Origin of the sequence: Streptomyces sp. CA-249302 (assembly GCF_050936785.1) — a bacterium.
GTDB lineage: Bacteria > Actinomycetota > Actinomycetes > Streptomycetales > Streptomycetaceae > Streptomyces.
Map to the genome: position 1 here is coordinate 7,883,562 of NZ_JBNJMG010000001.1, position 16,967 is coordinate 7,900,528.

Consider the following 16,967-nt stretch of genomic DNA (forward strand, 5'->3'; position numbering starts at 1 on the left):
TCCGGTGAACGTCAGGCCGGGCGGCGCCTGTTGCCGACGAGGTGGGCGAGACCGACGGCCGCGGTCGCCGCGAGCACGAGGCCGAGCGGCGAGAACCAGTCCACTCCGCCGTCGGCTGTGCTGTGCCACCAGGCCTTGACCGGGTAGAAGGGCTCGGCCTGCAGCAAGTCCCCTACGAAGGAGGGGGATTGCTCGATGGCACCGACGAGCGGGACGGCGTTGGTGTAACCGAAGAGCGCGCCGAGCGCGGCGACGACGGCTCCGCCGGTACGGGCGCCGTTGCTGAGCGGGGCCATCTTGCCGACGAGGCAGCCGACGAGCGCGCCGTTGACCAACGCGTGCACCAGATAAAGGGTGTTGGCCGTGGTGACCGACTGGTCCTTGTACGTGGCGAGGATGAGCCCGGTGTAGAGCAGCGAGACGACGAACGACACGAGGAAACCGAGGAGCACGGCACCGACCGGGTTCCCGCCGGTGCGCGGCGGCTGCCCGAAGTGCGGCGTCTGGTAGGGCGGGACCGGCTGCGGCGCGCCCGGATACATGGGGGGCTGGCCGGGCATGGGCGGCGGTCCGGCCTGGAACGGCGGCTGACCGGGAGTGGGCGGCGGTCCGAATCCCGGCGCCGCCTGCGGCCATTGCTGTGGCGGCGCGGGCCGGCTGTACGGGTTGTGATCGCCCTGCGGAGGCTGGGGCGGCGGCGGTGGCGGTTGGAACGGCGGCTGACTCATCGACTTCCCACTGGGTGAACGGACAAGAGCAGCAAGTTATCAGTGAGATCGGGAGGGAGAAGTCGGGGCCGGAGCGGGCGGTGTGAAGGGTGCGGGCGAAGGATGGATCACGTGGGGAAGTCGCCGACGCGGCCGCGCTCCACCAGGTACTTGGGGATGTAGCCGGACTCCACCTCGACGGGGATCCCGCTGTCGTGCGCGAGGCAGGCCATGGCCAGCGGACCGAGCGCGCGGTCGCCGTCGCCCCGGAGCAAGCGGTGGAAGAGACCGAGCGGCGGATACAGGACGAGCCGCATCAGTTCGTAGACGTACTCGTCGAACACGGCTCCGGATTCGCGCAGCAGCGAGATCGGGACGTCACTCAGCTGCCCGAGCCGCGCGTGGCGTGGATGGCGCGGGGCTTGCCGGAGATCGTGCATTCCACGGTGGGTTCCGGCGAGGTGGCGGCCCGGAACAGGGCGGAGCCGATCTGCATGGCCGAACCCCAGGCCTCCCAGGTCTCGATCCGGGCGGCGCGGGGGTCGAGGGCGCAATGGCTCTTGGCGTTGGCGAGTGCCTGGACGCCGGACAGGCGGTCGGCAGGCACGTCGTGACGTGTCACGTGTGCGTTCATTTACGACGGTGTCCCTGAGGCCGTCGGGCGGATACGGAGGGCCTTGGCGCCGTGCTCGGTGGTGACGAGGAGGATGCCGTCGGGGGAGAGGGCAGCGGCGGTGAAGGGGGTGTCGGAGAGCAGCGTGGTCACGACCTTCTCGCCGGCCTCGTCCCAGACACGCAGGTAGTCGGCGCCGCGGCTCAGCCGCAACCCGGCGGCTCTCCGCTCGTCCTCCGACGGGCGGAGGATCTGCGCCGGGTCGATGCCGGAGCCGGTTTCACCCAGGTCGTCCGGTCGTATGAGGCCGTGGACGAGCATCGCGGAACCGCTGGCCCCACCCACCGCTCGTGCCCCAGGTGTGTGCGCCGGAACCGTGAGAACGGCGACGGGGGTGCCCGCCCCTTCATGACCGGGCAGGCTACCGAAGGCGACATCGCTGATGCCGGGGACGGCCAGGCTCCACAGCGTCCGCCAGGGCAGGTCGAGGCCGAGCCGGTCGTGGACGGCGTCGGCGTACTCGGACAGGCCGTCCTCGACGAACGCGGTCTCCAGGAGGGCCGCGCGGAGGGTGGCGGGCGCCTGGGCGCGGGTCAGCAGCGGGGCCGTACGCAGGTAGGCGCGGGCCGGGGCGCCGAGCCGGTCGGCCGGGACCGCCTCGATCGCGGCACGCAGCGTCACCGGGTCGGCGTGGACGAACAGGCCCGGATCCGTGAGGAGTTGGGGCAACAGGCCCGCCTCCAGGGTGTGGCCCGCGATGTGGTCGCGCACGTACGGGTCGGCCCTGCTCCAGTCCTGGTCCGGCACGGCCTCCAGCAGCGTCATCGCGATCTGGGTCTGGGCGGCGCGCACGTTCGGCAGGCCGGCCCGGATCTCGTCGCCGATGGCCGGGTGCAGGAGTCGTAGCAGCGTGCGAGCGCCCCCGTCCCCGACCGGGCGCAGCGACTCGACGAAGGGCCCGGCCAACGCGCCGCTGGTCGCCAGCGCCTCGCTCATGTCCTTGCCCGCGAGGGCGTTGACCAGCCGGATCCAGAGGTCGATGGGCAGCCCGTCGCCCTCCGCGAGGGCCAGCGGCGCCAGCAGCTGACGCAGGGTCTGCGGGTCTGCCCCCAGGTGCCGCGCGTGCAGGTCGAGCGCCTGGCCGACGGACGAGGGCAGGAGGGTTACGTCGTACGGGGCGCCGTCACCCGGACGCGTCAGGATGCTCCGCACGGCCAGCTGCACGGTCAGCGGACTGCTTCCGGCCCGGCGCCCGATCGCCTCGGCAAGGGCTCGCCTGGCCGAAGGGTCCGAGGCGAAGGGCGGCTCCGGTGCACCGGACGAGGGGTTGAGCAGCGCGTCGGCCTGGAGCACCAGGCCGTACGGATCGGCCCACTGCGGCTCGTCGAGGTCGATGACCTGGACGGTTCCGGTCGGGAGCCCGTCCGCCAGCTCGACGGCCAGATCGCGCGGTACGTCCGCGAGCAGCCGGACGGCGGCGATGGCCGCGAGCGGCTTGAGCACTTCCCGTACGACACGGGCCGGCTCGCCCGCCGTTCGCACCGGGCCCGCACGGTCGACGTCCGGCACGACGACGGTCTCGGTCCGGCCGAGGGCGCCGAGTGCCGCGTACACCTCTTCCACGCGAGCGGCCCGCACGCCGTAGTGCTCGGCGATCAGCCACCCGAGCTGTGCGGCGGTCAGCCCGGCCGCGCTCGGCACCGCGGGGGCGGGGAGCTCGGGCGGTACGGTCGACGGGTCGAGGTCAGCCAACGGCAGCCGTCCGCGGAACTCCGGGTCGCACAGCATCAGGAAGCCGGTCAGCAGGTGCGAACGCCCGCTGCCCGGGCTGCCGGTGAGGACGACGACACGGGGTGCACCCGGCAGACCCGCCCGCCAGTCGGCGAGCGCGCGCAGCACAGCGGTGCGGCCGCCTATGTAGGGATGGGGTGCGTGGCCGGTGGTCGGGGCGGTCATGGGCGTGAGTCCTCGTGTCTGCCGGAGTCGTGTCTGCCGGAGGTACGGGCGAAGGCTGCTAGGCGTTGCGCTCGATGTTCCTGCGGTAGAGCGCGATCGCCTGCTCGGTCGGGAAGTTGGGCACGGTCACGGTCTCACCGGTCACCTTCGACACCACGATCTTGGCTCCGCCGGGCGCGGCAGGCTTGGGGTGACCGGCGGTGTCGATGTCGGTGCGGGGCGGGAAGACCGCGTACACGAGGTACCCGATGTCGAACTCGTGTACATGCAGCTCGGCGGGGCTGCCGTCCGGGAGCTTGGGCTGGGCGTAGCGGCTACGGACGATGTCGAGGGCCTGGTCCGGGGTGGTGGGTGGGGTGGGCGGATCTTGTGGGGCGGGGGGCGGGGTGTCGGGGGCCATGGGCTGCCTTTCTGTTGCCGGGGGTGCGTGCGCGGCTGCGGTCAGGTGGGGAACTCGACGTCGATGGTGAAGCCGGAGTCGCGTGCCGGCTGAGGGAGACCGGGACCTGACACAGGTCGTTCGTGCGCTGCCGTTCGCGGCATACACAGCTCAGCCAGAACGCCGTGAGCCAGTTGGCCGCGTGCGCCCAGGGCCCGGCACCGGAACGGAAGGCGTGCTGCTTGTGGCCGTCCCAGGTTTCGAGCAAGGTCCTCAAGCTCTTCCGCCGGCCCGGCCTCCAGCTCTTCCAGTACATGGGGCAGAGCTCCGGTCGGGAATTCATGACGTGACATCTCGATCACTGCGTCCTTCTCGGCGAGCCTGGCGTCGAATTCCCTTCTCGGGCCTGCTCCGCTACGTGGGGAACTCGTTGACCCAGGCGCCTTCGAGGAGGTGTTTGGGCAGGTACTCGGACGCGACGGTGATGGTGAAGCCGGCCTGGACAGCCAGGCAGGACACGGCCAGCGGGCCCAGCGCCACGAGGCCCTCGGGGGTCAGCGCGCGGTCCTCGTCGCGGGTCCAGTACTCCTTGTGCCACTCCACGGCCTTGGCCAGTTCGGTGTTGAACCTCTCCTGGTCACCGCGCGCCAGCTGGGTCAGGAGGTTCATCGGCGGATACATGATCTGGAGTACGCCGTCGCGCGGCGCGTGCCGCAGCGCGGCGGGATCCGTCCCCTCCACCGCGGCCACCAGTTTCTCGCCGAACTCCGGGCGCTTGAGCCAGTAGGCCTGGAGCGCTTCCACCCAGTCGTAGACGTACTCGTCCAGAACCCCGTCGGCCTGCCGAAGAAGCGACACGGGGAACTGGCACAGCTCGGTCATCCGCTTCTTCTCGCGGCAGACACAGGCGAGCCAGAACGCCTTGATCCAGTTCCCGGCGTGGGCGCGGGGCAGGGCGCCGGCGCGGACGGTCCGCATCTCGTGACCGATGCGGTACTCGAAGGTGGTGCCGGCCGGGGCCCGCGCCGACACGAAGAGGGCGGAGCCGACCTGCATGGCGGTGACGCAGGCTTCCCAGGTCTCGAGCTTGTCGGCCTCCGGGTCCAGGACGCAGTGCCGGCCGAGCAGCTCGATGGCGTCTGCCAGAACGTTCGAGAACCACGAGGGTTGCCTCTGCAGCCCGTCGACGTCCTCCCAGAAGTCGTCGGTGAACCTTGGGAGGATCCTCGCCATGTTTCGCGTCGGGAAATCATGTCGCGGGATCTGCATCGCGTGCCTTCTCTTCTTCCGTTCTGATGTCGAACTGCTTCATCTCGTAACCCTGGTGCTCGCCCCCGGAGGAGTTGCCCTTGACGAGTATGTACTTCACTCGCGACGGGTCCGCTTCCAGCGCCGTCCTGAGGTCGCGTGCCAGTTGCCGCTCCGCCCTGGCGGCATCCAATTCGGCGTCGCTCTGGGCCGTGTCCAGGTTCCGGCGTGCGCGCGCGTCCATCTCATGCAGGATCGTCTCGAAGTACGCGCGAGTGCCCTGCCGGACCCTCGGCACACCGGGACTCGGCGCGTCCTGGCTGTCCTGGCCGTCGTCGTTCTGCGCGCCGTCGCCCTGGTCATGGCCGGGATCCCCCGGTGAGACGGGCTGGTCGGAGCCGGCTTCCGGCGAGAGCCCCCGCCGGTCGCCGAGGCCGGCCTCCAGTGAGCCCTTGGCCTCCACGACGACGTAGTGGGGCGGGTCGGTGCCGGGGTCCATCCAGATCTGGTCGAACCGGTTGTTGCCCATGGCCCGGTCGTCGACGCGGTCGTAGTCCGGGAAGTGCCGGGGCATCACGTGGTGCTCGGCGACCGCCTCGCCGTAGTCCTCACTGGCCCGCGTCATCTTCCCGTGCAGCGGGCTGTGCTTCGCGTCGGCGTCCTCGAACTTCTTCAGGTTCTCCGGGGTCTTGTTCGCCTCATAGGCGTCCTTGGCCGCCTTGCGGTCCTTGTGCGGCTGGTTGTCGGCGTCGATCGCGTCCTGACGATCCTTGGCGGCCTGGTCGAGCCGCTTCAGGTTGTCGTCGGAGATCTCCGTGTGCCGCTCACCCGAATCCGCGCCCTCGTCGATGTAGGACTCCGGATCGGCGTCCGGTGCGTCGTTGGCCAGCATCCAGGGAGCGTTCGGATCGTTCGTGGGATGCAGCTGGGGGACGGGACGGCCGTCCTCGGCGGGTGCGGTCACGCTCCGGCGGTAGCCGCTCCTCGGGTGGTAGTACTTCTCGAACCAGGCCTTGTCCTTCGGGTCGTCCGAGTTGGCCCGCGCGAGCATGTCCAGATCACGCTGCCTGCGCTGGTCCGGGTCGCCGGAACCGTCGCCCGCGGGTTCCGCCGGACCGGACGGGTGCTCCGGGTGCGCCGGCCTGGGCGCCTGCGTCGGCTGCGTCGGCTGCTCGGCGGCGATGTCGCCGTACAGCGGTTTCTTCCCGTCGACGGCGTCCTTGACGTAGTTGGCCGCGTCGGCGTTCCTGCCCTCCGGCAGGCTCTCGCGTGCGGGAACCTCGGAGTCCTTGGTCATGCTGCCCGGACGATCACGGTGGTCATCGACCGACGACGGCACCGAGCCCTCGGGGCGCGCCTGGTCCGGGGCATCCGTGTGCGGATCCTCGGCATGATCGGGGTGCTTCTGTTCGGGGGAGGGATCGGAGTCCGGGTGCCGGCCGTCGGGGCGCTCGTCGGTCTCCGGGTGCTTCTGCGGCGGAGAGTCCTGAGAAGAGTCCGTTGTGCGCGGGTCCGAGACGCGCGGGTCCGAGACGCGGGGGTCAGATGTGCGCGGATCCGTGGTGCGGGGATCCGGCGTACGCGGGTCGGATGCGCGCGGATCCGTGGCGCGGGGATCAGACGTACGCGGATCAGAGGTACGTGGATCAGACGTACGTGGATCCGAGGCGCGCGGGTCGCTGGTGTGCGAATCGGCGGTGTGCGAATCGGCGGTGTGCGGGGTCGTGCCGTCGTTCTGGGAGTGCGTCTCAGTCGGCGTGTCCGGGCGCTTCTGTTCCGAGGTGCCGTCGGGCGACTGCTCCCGGCGCGGATCGGCGTTGCCGCCGTCCTCGCTCGCGGGCCGGTCGTTCCCGTTCTCGTTTCCGCTCCCGTCCCCCTTCCCGTCCGCGTTCTCGGCGTTCGCCGCGTCGCCCGAGGCGTCGTTCTGCGGGGTCTGGGTGCCGTCCGCCTCCCCTCCGTTGTTCTCGGTGCTCTCGGAGTTCTCCGGCTGGCCTTGGCTGCCGTCGTTCTGGCTGCCCGTGTTCTGGGCCGCGGGCACCGCGGGGTGCAGCGGGTTGCCGTCGGGGTCCAGCGGGATGTGCCAGACGTGGTCCGCGTTGGCGATGTGGAGCGGGTTGGTGCTGACGTCCCCGGTCTGCGTGTCGATCCAGATGATGTTGCCGTGATGGTTGACGGCGTTGAAGGCGTGACCGCCCCCGTTGTTCGGCCAGCCCACCTGGACGATGGCCGCGGAACCGTGCCCGGCCTGCTGGAGGTCCCAGGCGATACGGGCGGGGGTGTCGGGGTCGTCGCCCCGGCCGGCATAGGTGTGCGGTGCCCCCGCCCAGCGGATCTGGTTGGCGTTCGCGTCGCTCTCGGGGGACCAGTAGTCCGGCTTGCCGTTCGCGTCGAGGTCGAGCGTGCGTGGCGCGGAGACCTGCGGGTTCCCGTACCAGGTCTCCAGGAACGACCGTGAGCAGTCGGCACAGTTGTTGCTGCGCCCCGGGACGGTGTTGCCGCCGTCGTTCTGGAGCTGCGACCAGTTCCCGAAGGGGTCGGGGTAGCGCTGCGGGCTGCCGTCCTCGTTGCGCGGCACGGCGTCTGCCAGCGCCTGCTGGTCCGCCGGGTCGGGCTCGGTCAGGCCGCCCGGGTAGTGGTCCAGGTCGGCGCGGATGTTCTCCAGGCTGTCCTGGTCGGGGTGTTGCGGGTTGTTGGAGTTGCCCGGGGTGGCCTGCGGCGAGCCCGGGGCGTTCGGCGTGGCGGGGCCCCCGTGCGCCGGGGACGCCGGTGAGTTCGGCGTACGGACGACGGTGGGGACCGGGACCGGCGTGACCTGCGTCTGCTGTTGGTGCTGGGGGTTCGCCGGGTTGTTCTGCGGCGGAGTCGTGGACTGACCGGCGGGCTGCTGCGGCCCGTTGGGCGAGCTGCCCGAGGGCGGCTGCGGCCTGCCGGGGGTGACGCCGGCACCCGGCTGGCTCTGGGTGCCGGGCGTGCCCGGCGTGGTGGCGGGACCGGGCTGGGAGGTGGAGTTGGGTGTACGGCTACTCGAAGCCGTCGGGTTGGAGGTGCCGTTGCTCGACGTGCCGTTGTTCGACGTCGACGTGCGGTCGGACCCGGAGCCGGACCCGGTCGACCCGGTCGAGGTGGAGGGCGTCGTCGTGGACGAGGTGCTCGTGGACGCCGATGAGGTCCTCGGGGCCGTCGACTGACCGGAGTTGGGGTTCGCAGTGGTCGTCGCGCTCGAGTTCTGGCCCGGCGTACGGGTACGGGTGCCGTCGCTCGGATCCGCGGTGCCGCGCGGCGTGGTGCGGTCGCCCGGGGTGGCGCCGGGGGTGTTACGAGACGTGGTGCCGTCTCCCGGCCGCGTGCCGTTGGCATCACGCGGCACGGTGCCGTCCCCCGGCCGCGTGCCGGGCGTGTTCCGGGGCGTGGTTCCGTCGCCCGGCGTCGTGTTGGTGTTCGTGTTCCCAGGAGTGTTACGGGGATTGGTGGCATCCCCGAGCGGAGTACCGGGCGTCCGCTGCGTCGGCGTCCGCCCGTCCGCCGCACCGGGAGTGCGACCGTCCGCCGCCGGCGTCGGAGTACTCCGTGGCGCACTCGTCGGCGACGCCGCGCCCGGCGTGGACCCGGGCGCGGGCCCAGTCGTGGACGAGGTGACCGGCGTACCCGTCGAAGTGCTTCGAGCCGTCCCGAGGTTGGGGCTCGCCGTCGACGCGGACCCGGCACCCGTCGCGGCAGAAGCGACCGGCGTACCCGCCGAAGGAGCCCTGGCCGCACCCAGGTTGGGACTCGGCGTGGACGCGGGCCCGGATCCCGCCGAGGACGACGTCACCGTCGTACCAGCCGAAGTCCCCCTCGCCGCCCCCGAGTTGGCGGAAGGACTCGTCGGCGTGGAACCCGGCGACGTGCCTCCGGACGTACCCCCGCCCTGATGTGAACCGCCACCGCCGCCGCCCCCGACGGAAGGCGCCACCGGCGACGCGGGTATCGCCGAACCGCCGTCCGCGCGACCGCCCCCGGGCCCCGCCGCGGACGGATCGCTCGCCGTCGGCGTGGGAGCCGCGTTGGTGTGGGTCGGCACGCTGGCGGCCAGGCTGTCGACCGAGGTGCTGATGCCGCCGCTGTGGCCGCCCGTCGACGACGACCCGCCTCCGGACGACGCGGGGGCTGACGCGGCATGCGGCGTCGGCGACGAGAGCCCGGACACGGACGAGCCGCCGCCGGAGTGGGACGGACCGGACGTGCCGGGCGTACCGCCCCCACCGCCCGAGTCCCCGCCGCCGTGGGAAGCAGCGCTCGGCGACGGATCGTCGAAGTCGGACAGCGTCGGACCGGTGGCCGACGGCGTCGGCCGCGCGTACGAGTCCGGAGTGGAGCCACCGTTCCCGGAATCGGACCCGGAGCTGGAGTCGGAACCGGGCCCCGAGCCCAGGTCCACTCCACCGATGTTGTGACCGCCGGTGTCGGCGGATATCCCGCCCCCGATGTTCGTCCCCGACGCCGATCGCGTCGACCCCGACGAGTCCGAACTCCCGCCGCCGTCGGACGAGTCCGAACCCCCGTCGCCGCCCGACGAGTCGGATCCCCGGCCACCGCTCGACGAGTCCGACCGGTCCGAACCCCCGTTCCCGTCCGGCGAGTCGGAGCCCCCGTCCCCATCCGGGCCGTCCCCGTCCGAGCCGTCCCCGCCATCACTCCCCGACGGCCCCGACCCCCCGTCGTACCCGTCGATACGACTGTCCACGGCATGGTGGGCCCGATGCCCGGCCTTCTCGCCGAGGCTGTCCCGCACGCCCTCCAGCAGGGTCTGCGGGGTCTGCTTGATGGCGTCCCACGCCCCGTCCTTGCCGGCCTTGACGGTCGTGGCGAGGTCGTAGCCGGACTGAGCGCCGAAGCCGACGTTCACGGTCTGGCGGATGAGGTCGGTGATGATCGCCTCGATCGCGGAGATCGCGGGCTCCTTCATCGCCTCCACGATCGCCTCGATGAGCGCCTCTTTCAGCTCGTCGAGGAGCCGGCGCACGATCAGCCGGGTGACCTGGGTCGCGCCCAGCGCGCCGGCCTCGGACAGACCGAAGGTGAACGGCGCGGCCATCTGCGCGGCGGCGATCTCGATGGCCAGGGCGATCAGCTGGGCGATCACCGCCCACTTGGCGAACTCGACGACGTAGGCGCAGGCCTCCATCACGTTCGCGATGGTGTATGCGGCGGTGGCGGCGTTCGCGAGGTAGCCGTCGCCGCCCCCGCCGCCTCCGGCACCGCCGTCGAACTTCGCGTACGTCTTGGTGAACGCGTCGATCGAGTCGCCGGCGTTGTGGGCGACCACCTGGCGGGCGCTGGCGTTGGCCGTGGTGTGCAGCCCCGCGACGTCGTCGCCGAACTTCCGCCACAGGTCGGCCGAGTCCCTGAGCTTGTCCTCGTTCGCCGTCGGCCAGCGGTAGCCGAGCATCTCGAGCACCCACTCGAGCTCGTCCGGCAGCATCATCGCCACAGCAGAAAGCACCCCCGTCAGCCGACACGGCCGTACAACTCCCTCGTAGGTCAAGGGAAATCACACAGGAGTACAGCCGCCCGCAAAGTTTACGGAATCCCCACCAGCCAACCTCAGAGGATTGCTGTCACAAATCCGTTTCAGACGAAGTAGCTCACCAGGTACGACACTCCGGCCCCCAGCAGACCCACCCCGAGCATCCCGATCAGGACCGGGCGCGTCGCTCCCCGGCCCGACGCCTCCCACGCCTCGTCGTACGAGACGCGGCTCCGGCCGAACGGCGCGTACCCGGTGGCGAGGCAGAAGACGCCGAGCCCCGTGAGGACCCAGCCGCCGAAGAACGCGGCGAAGAAGCGCCAGGCGCGGGGCTTGTCGGTGCGGACGTAGTCGCCGTCCGCCGCGGTGGCCGAACTCGGCGCGTCGACCTGCTGCACCGAGAGCTCCGTGCCCGACGCGTACTCGGACCTGACCCGCACGGTCGCGTTGGCGTCCGTGCTGCTGCCGTCCGCGGAGGCGAACCTGCCGTCACAGCGCACGGTGAGCCGCTTCTTGCGGCTGTTGCGGGAGCTGTTCAGGGAGGAGTCGTCCACGCACTGCTTCACCGTGAGCGTGCCGTGCGTGCCCGCCCAGCCGACGGTGTACGCCCCCTCGTAACCACCCCACCCGCTCGTCGCGAGCCCGGCGAGCAGGAAGACCAGGCCGCCCCAGCGCCCGAGCCGCCCGAGGACCCTGCCGACGAAGCCGTCGGCGGACGAGCCGCCGCCCTTTCCTGCGCCGTGAGTTCCTGCGCCCTGACTTCCCGTGCCCTGTGTCTGAGCCATGGCAGTGAGGTCTTCTCCTCTTCGGCGGGTGGGTGTCAGCATGGCACCCCGGCGTTACGGGAGATACTGCGGGTGCCGAGAGGGAGCCGAGCCGCCGGTCGGCGAGGCGCAGGAGGAGAAGCGACATGACCAGTCAGCCGGAGAACTCACCGAACCCGCAAGGCACTTCATCCGACCGCGGGGTCCTGGACGAGGCCCTCGAACCGGAGCAGATCCGCTCCCTGAACGGCGCCCTGCGCAAGCTGACGGAGACCGACGCCGCCGGCAAGGACCTCCAGGAGGCGGCGAAGAGACTCCTCTCCGGCCGCCTCGCCCTGCGCGACTCCCTGGACGACCCCGCCGTCGCCCGCGCCCTGGGCAGCGGCATGGCGAACCTGCGCGGCCAGTGGGAGTCCCTCCCCGAGGAGGACCGCGACCGCATCAGGCACGGCGAGCCGCTGGAGACGGGCGATGCGGGCTCGGGCCGACCCGAGCCGAGGCGGGAGGAGAGCCGCCCCATCCAGCCCGGCCGGAAGGACCAGGGCCGGCACAGCGGCGGCTTCTCGCTCTACTGACGTCGCTTTTCTGACGTCGCTCTACTGACGCGTCACAGGTGCGTCGGACACGTACTACTCGGCCGCCACCCCACCGTTCCGCACCGTGGGCTCCAGGTCGAACTCCCCGTCCCGGGCGCCCAGTACGAACGCCCGCCACTCCGCCTCGGTGTAGCGCAGCACGGTGTCGGGGTCGAGGGAGGAGCGCATGGCCACCGCGCCCTCGGGGAGGTAGGCGATCTCGACGCGCTCCTCCTCGTCCTCGGTGCCGGGGGCGCAGTGCCATTCGACGCCGGAGATGTCGAGGGCGTACAGCTCGTCCCGCTCGCGCTCCTTGCGGGCCTTGACGTCCTCGGCCTGAGTCCCGACCTCGTTGTCCCGTGCCTCGGTCATGCTGCTGGGCCTCTTCCTGACGTGCGAACCAAGTGTGTGCGACACCTTACTTGCGCGCGTGGTGCTCACGCTGCGGAAGGGAAAGGTTCCGGGGAGTTGCCGCCGCCCCGACCTCAGGTCTGCTGGCGGCGCAGGTGGTGCACGCCCGTCGGGATCTGGACCTGACCGTCGTACTCGGCGGTCGTCTGCTTCCAGATCTCGTCCTGCTTCGCCTCGTTCTCCTCGTGGGCGATGCCCATCTTCGTGAACGCGATGCCCATCCCCGCGAGACGCTCCGCCAGGCTGCCCATCGACTGGTACATGCCGTCGCGCAGACCCTCGTAGACGACACCGAACTTCTCGCCGATGTCGTCGTCGCCCCACGGCGGGGTGTCGCCCTGGCCGCCCTCGAGCTGGCCGAGGCCGGTCTGGAGTGTCTTCACGGCCTTGGCGAAGTCCTGGCCGACCGTGAACATGTTGAAGCCCTCGGTCTTGAGGACCTTGGGATCGGAATCCATGTAGTCAGACGACACAACTGCCCCCCGTGGCTCGTCCTTGGCTCGAATTTCCTCTCGCAACGCCACCATAGCCGCCGCCACCGACACAAGGGGGCGGCACCCGTGCGGGTACCGCCCCCTGCGCGTGCAGCCGTCGCCGCTCAGAAGCGGGCCGGCAGCCAACCCGTCTGGATGAGCTGCCCACCGCGCCGGCGCGTGTGGAAGTACCCACGCCCGGGCGGCAGTTGGGTCGCCGTGATGCTGCCGAGCAGCTGTCCCTCCGAGCGGTCGCCGGAGAGCACGACACCCTGGGCGCCGAGCTCGCGCAGGCGCTGCATCACCGGCTCGTACAGCGACCGGCTGGCTCCGCCCGAGGAGCGCGCGATGATGACGCGCAGGCCGACGTCCCGCGCGAAGGGCAGGTACTCAAGGAGCGGGGACAGCGGGTTCACGCCGGTCGCCACCAGGTCGTAGTCGTCGACGATGACGAACGCGTCCGGGCTGCTGTACCAGCTGCGGTTGCGCAGCTGCTCGGGCGTGACGTCCGGGCCTGGCATCCGGCGGCCGAGCGAGCCGGCCAGGCCCTCCAGCGTCTCCGACAGGGCGGGCGCCGAGGCGCAGTAGCGCGACAGGTGCGAGTCCGGCACGCCCTCCAGGTGGGCGCGTCGGTAGTCACCCATGACGATCTTCGCCTGCTCCGGCGTGTAACGCTCGCAGATCTGCTTGATCAGCAGCCGCAGCATCGCCGACTTACCGGACTCGCTCTCACCGAACACGATGAAGTGCGGGTCCGTCTCGAAGTCGACGAAGACCGGCGCGAGCGAGGACTCGTCGATGCCGATCGCCACACCGCGCTCCGGGTGCTCGAAGCCCTTGGGCAGCCGGTCGGAGGAGAGCATCGTCGGCAGCAGACGTACCGCCGGGGCATGGCTGCCCTGCCAGTTGTCGTTGATGCCGCGGACCAGGATCGACGTCGCCTCGGACAGGTCCTCGGTCGTCGAGGAGCCGTCGACCCGGGGCAGCGCGGTCATGAAGTGCAGCTTGTCCTGGGTCAGACCGCGGCCCGACACCCCCGCCGGCACGTTCTGCGCGACCTTGCGGTCGATCTCCGACTCCGTCGGGTCGCCGAGCCGGAGCTCGATGCGGTTCTGCAGCATGTCCTTGAGCGCGGGCCGCACCTCGGTGTAGCGGCTCGCCGTCAGGACCACGTGCACACCGAAGCCGAGGCCGCGCGTCGCGATCTCCGTGACCGTCGACTCCAGCAGCTCGTAGTCCGTCTTGAAGGTCGCCCAGCCGTCGATGACGAGGAAGACGTCACCCCAGGGCTGGTCGGGCAGTTGCCCCGCGTTCCGGCGCTGACGGTAGGTCTGCACGGAGTCGATGTTGTTGGTACGGAAGTACTCCTCGCGCGCGTTGAGGATGCCCTCGACCTCGCTGACCGTGCGCCGTACCTTCTCCGCGTCGAGCCGGTTGGCGACCCCGCCGACGTGCGCCAGCTCCTCCATCGCGATCAGACCGCCACCGCCGAAGTCCAGGCAGTAGAACTGCACTTCGGACGGAGTGTGGGTGAGCGCGAACGACGAGACCAGGGAACGCAGCAGCGTCGACTTGCCGGACTGCGGACCACCGACGAACAGACCGTGACCGGCGCCGCCCGAGAAGTCCCGGTACAGCACGTCACGCCGCTGCTCGAACGGCTTGTCCACCAGACCGACCGGCACGTTGAGCCGGCCGAGCGCCGTGTAGTCGGGCGCGGTGAGGCCGCGGTCCGGGGTGACGGCGAGCTGCGGGAGCAGCTGCTCCAGCGAGGGCGCCTCCTCCAGCGGGGCCAGCCACACCTGGTGGGCGGGCGGACCCTGGTTGACCATCTTGCCGACGATGACGTCGAGGACGGTGTCGGCGAGCGCGTCGTCGATCCGGTTGTCGGCCTCCGGCTCCTCGATCACCGGCTGCGGCGGCAGCGCCACATGCCCGGCCGTGAACAGCGCGGGCCGCAGCTGGGTCGAGCGGTTGACCCGGGACGGGCCCTCGCCGTGGTACGCCCCCGACACGTACGCCGCCTTGAAGCGGACCATGGTGTCGGTGTCGTACCGCAGATACCCGGAACCGGGGATCGACGGCAGGTGGTAGGCGTCCGGGACACCGATCGCCGTCCGTGACTCGGCGGCGGAGAAGGTGCGCAGACCGATCCGGTACGAGAGATACGTGTCCAGGCCGCGCAGCTTGCCCTCCTCCAGGCGCTGCGAGGCGAGCAGCAGGTGCACACCCAGCGAACGGCCGATCCGGCCGATCTGGATGAACATGTCGATGAAGTCCGGCTTGGCGGTGAGGAGTTCGGAGAACTCGTCGAGCACGATCACCAGCGAGGCCATCGGTTCGAGGGCGGCGCCGGCGGCCCGGGCCTTCTCGTAGTCGTGCAGGTTGGCGTAGTTACCCGCCGTGCGCAGCAGCTCCTGACGGCGCTGCATCTCACCGGTGATCGCGTCCCGCATACGGTCGACCAGCGTGAGGTCGTCGGCGAGGTTGGTGATGACGGCCGCGGTGTGCGGCATGTCCGCCATGCCCGCGAAGGTCGCACCGCCCTTGAAGTCCGCGAGGATGAAGTTCAGCGTCTCCGAGGAGTGCGTGACCGCGAGACCGAGGACGAGCGTGCGCAGCAGCTCCGACTTGCCGGAACCCGTCGCACCGACGCACAGACCGTGCGGGCCCATGCCCTCCTGCGAGGCCTCCTTGAGGTCGAGCATGACCGGCTCGCCGTTCTCGCCGACACCGATCGGCACCCGCAGCCGCTCGTGCAGCGTGCGCGGCCGCCAGGTGCGCGAGACGTCCACCGAACCGGCGTCACCGATGCCCATCAGGTCGGTGAAGTCCAGGTTGGACAGCAGCGGTTCGCCCTCTTCGGCCGAGCCGACCCGGAACGGGGCCAGCTGCCGGGACAGGGACTCGGCCTGCTCCGGGCTCAGCACGTCGGCCTTGCCGCTGTACGCGGACTCGTGGCCCACGAACAGCTGCATCCGGTTCGGCTTCACATACGCCGTGAGCCCGGCCCGCAGCTCCTCCTCCAGCTCGCCCGGCGCGATCTCCAGGAAGGTGACGCCCTGGAGGCCTTCGGCGCTGGCGAGTTCGGAGTCCGGCGGTACGGTGCCGCCGTCGAGGACGACGATGAGGTGCGGCTGGTCGTAGACGGGGTTGGCGTCCCGGTTCCAGCGCGGCCGGTCGTCCAGCTGGGTCGCGAGCGCCTCCTCCAGCTCACCCAGGTCGTCGAAGAGGAGCCGCGAAGAGCCCGCTCCGTCCTTGGACTTGGGGTGCTGGCTGTGCGGCAGCCACTTGATCCAGTCCCAGTCCGGCGCCGCCGACGGGTGCGCCACCACGGCGATCATCAGGTCCTCGGGCGAGTGCAGCGTCGCCAACTGGGACAGGGTGGAACGGGCGTTGCCGTACACCGTGTCGGAGTCGCCGCAGATCGTCACGTGGTAGAAGGCGCGCAAGGAGATGGAGACCGGCAGGTCGTTGAGGCTGCCGTGCGCGTCGAGGAAGGCCTTCATGGCCGCGGCGGTGAGCGGCTCCAGCTCCTCCTTGGGCGCCGTGTCCGGCGCGACCAGCGGGGTGTTGAGCTGCTGCACACCGCGGCCGATCCGCACGGAGGCGAAGTCCGCGTCCGTCGGCCGCCGTTCCCACAGCCGCTTGCCGTCCGCGGCCACCGCCCACAGCTGCTGCGGGTCGGGGTGCTGGAACAGCTGGCTGTGCCGCTGGAGTTCCGCGGTCTTGTGGACGTCCTTGCGGACCTGTTCGAGATAGCGGAAGTAGTCGCGCCGGTCCTGGGCCATCCCCGCGCCGCCGCCCTGCCGGGACTTGGCGTACTGCGCGATGGCCATGGCCAGCGTCGAGGCCAGCATCAGCCCGCCGACCACCCTCATGTACGAGGGCAGGTTGGGCATGAAGAAGAAGCCGACCGAACCCAGCATGCCCATCATGGGCAGCAGGTTCATCAGCATGCTCTCGTCGCCCTCACGAGGGATCTCGGGGGGCGTCTCCAGTCTGACCTCGCCGTCCGGTACCACCGGGGGCGCTGTCCGCGGTGGCCGTTTGATGATGACGACGCTCACCGATGCACTCATCCTTCGTGATTGATACGTCCAGGCATCGACGCCCCCGTTGTTCCGCGACGTGTTTCCGATCGCGTAGGCGTCCGCGTAAGCGTCGATCCTACTGATGCGCGCCGGGCGCGAGGGAGCCAGGAGGATGGAGATGCCGAGGGGGTCCGGGGAGAATTGAGGGAGGGAGCCCCTGTGGCCCGTCCGGGTGGGGATAGGGTGGCGACTCGCGTCGTACGAACTACATGAAGCAGCCTTGTCTAGCAGGGGGAACACC

General features: G+C 70.8%; 12 protein-coding genes. 1 reads left to right on the top strand and 11 read right to left on the bottom strand.

Features of this window, described 5'->3' with window-relative positions; genetic code table 11:
* Positions 1-11: 11 nt before the first annotated feature.
* The 8 genes from ACQEWB_RS35865 to ACQEWB_RS35900 all read right to left on the bottom strand — a co-directional run bounded on the left by ACQEWB_RS35865 (position 12) and on the right by ACQEWB_RS35900 (position 11,194).
* Entirely contained in the window at positions 12-560 is a 549-nt protein-coding gene (locus tag ACQEWB_RS35865) for a hypothetical protein (protein ID WP_432838534.1), read from the bottom strand.
* Positions 561-835: 275 nt separating this feature from the next.
* Positions 836-1,147 (bottom strand): Imm49 family immunity protein, encoded by a 312-nt coding sequence (locus ACQEWB_RS35870; protein ID WP_432838536.1) that lies wholly within the window; start codon positions 1,145-1,147, stop codon positions 836-838.
* Positions 1,090-1,329 carry a hypothetical protein gene (locus ACQEWB_RS35875; protein ID WP_432838538.1) on the bottom strand — a complete coding sequence of 80 codons (240 nt, stop codon included), beginning with the start codon at positions 1,327-1,329 and terminating at the stop codon, positions 1,090-1,092. Before ACQEWB_RS35875 ends, ACQEWB_RS35870 begins: the two co-directional genes overlap by 58 nt.
* Before the next feature lie 12 nt (positions 1,330-1,341).
* On the bottom strand, positions 1,342-3,276 hold the full coding sequence (locus tag ACQEWB_RS35880) for an ATP-binding protein (RefSeq protein WP_432838540.1): 1,935 nt from the start codon (positions 3,274-3,276) through the stop codon (positions 1,342-1,344).
* A 58-nt stretch (positions 3,277-3,334) separates the two neighbouring features.
* Positions 3,335-3,676, bottom strand: coding sequence for a hypothetical protein (locus ACQEWB_RS35885; RefSeq protein ID WP_432838542.1), 342 nt, complete (start codon positions 3,674-3,676; stop codon positions 3,335-3,337).
* 393 nt (positions 3,677-4,069) lie between these two features.
* Positions 4,070-4,888 carry an immunity 49 family protein gene (locus ACQEWB_RS35890; protein ID WP_432838544.1) on the bottom strand — a complete coding sequence of 273 codons (819 nt, stop codon included), beginning with the start codon at positions 4,886-4,888 and terminating at the stop codon, positions 4,070-4,072.
* A 16-nt stretch (positions 4,889-4,904) separates the two neighbouring features.
* Positions 4,905-10,385 (bottom strand): toxin glutamine deamidase domain-containing protein, encoded by a 5,481-nt coding sequence (locus ACQEWB_RS35895; RefSeq protein WP_432838546.1) that lies wholly within the window; start codon positions 10,383-10,385, stop codon positions 4,905-4,907.
* Between the two features lie 128 nt (positions 10,386-10,513).
* Positions 10,514-11,194, bottom strand: a complete 681-nt coding sequence (locus tag ACQEWB_RS35900) for a hypothetical protein (protein WP_432838548.1) — start codon at positions 11,192-11,194, stop codon at positions 10,514-10,516.
* A 125-nt stretch (positions 11,195-11,319) separates the two neighbouring features.
* Between ACQEWB_RS35900 and ACQEWB_RS35905 the strand changes: the two genes are divergently transcribed.
* Complete coding sequence (locus ACQEWB_RS35905) at positions 11,320-11,748, top strand: hypothetical protein (RefSeq protein WP_432838550.1); 429 nt, start codon at positions 11,320-11,322, stop codon at positions 11,746-11,748.
* Between the two features lie 54 nt (positions 11,749-11,802).
* Here ACQEWB_RS35905 and ACQEWB_RS35910 read toward each other — a convergent pair whose 3' ends face one another.
* The 3 genes from ACQEWB_RS35910 to eccCa form a co-directional block, all read right to left on the bottom strand.
* Positions 11,803-12,120: a DUF397 domain-containing protein gene (locus ACQEWB_RS35910; RefSeq protein ID WP_432838552.1), complete on the bottom strand. Its 318-nt coding sequence runs from the start codon at positions 12,118-12,120 to the stop codon at positions 11,803-11,805.
* Positions 12,121-12,233: 113 nt separating this feature from the next.
* Entirely contained in the window at positions 12,234-12,617 is a 384-nt protein-coding gene (locus ACQEWB_RS35915) for a hypothetical protein (RefSeq protein ID WP_432838554.1), read from the bottom strand.
* Positions 12,618-12,757: 140 nt separating this feature from the next.
* On the bottom strand, positions 12,758-16,702 hold the full coding sequence (eccCa, locus tag ACQEWB_RS35920) for a type VII secretion protein EccCa (protein ID WP_432838556.1): 3,945 nt from the start codon (positions 16,700-16,702) through the stop codon (positions 12,758-12,760).
* Between the last annotated feature and the right edge of the window lie 265 nt (positions 16,703-16,967).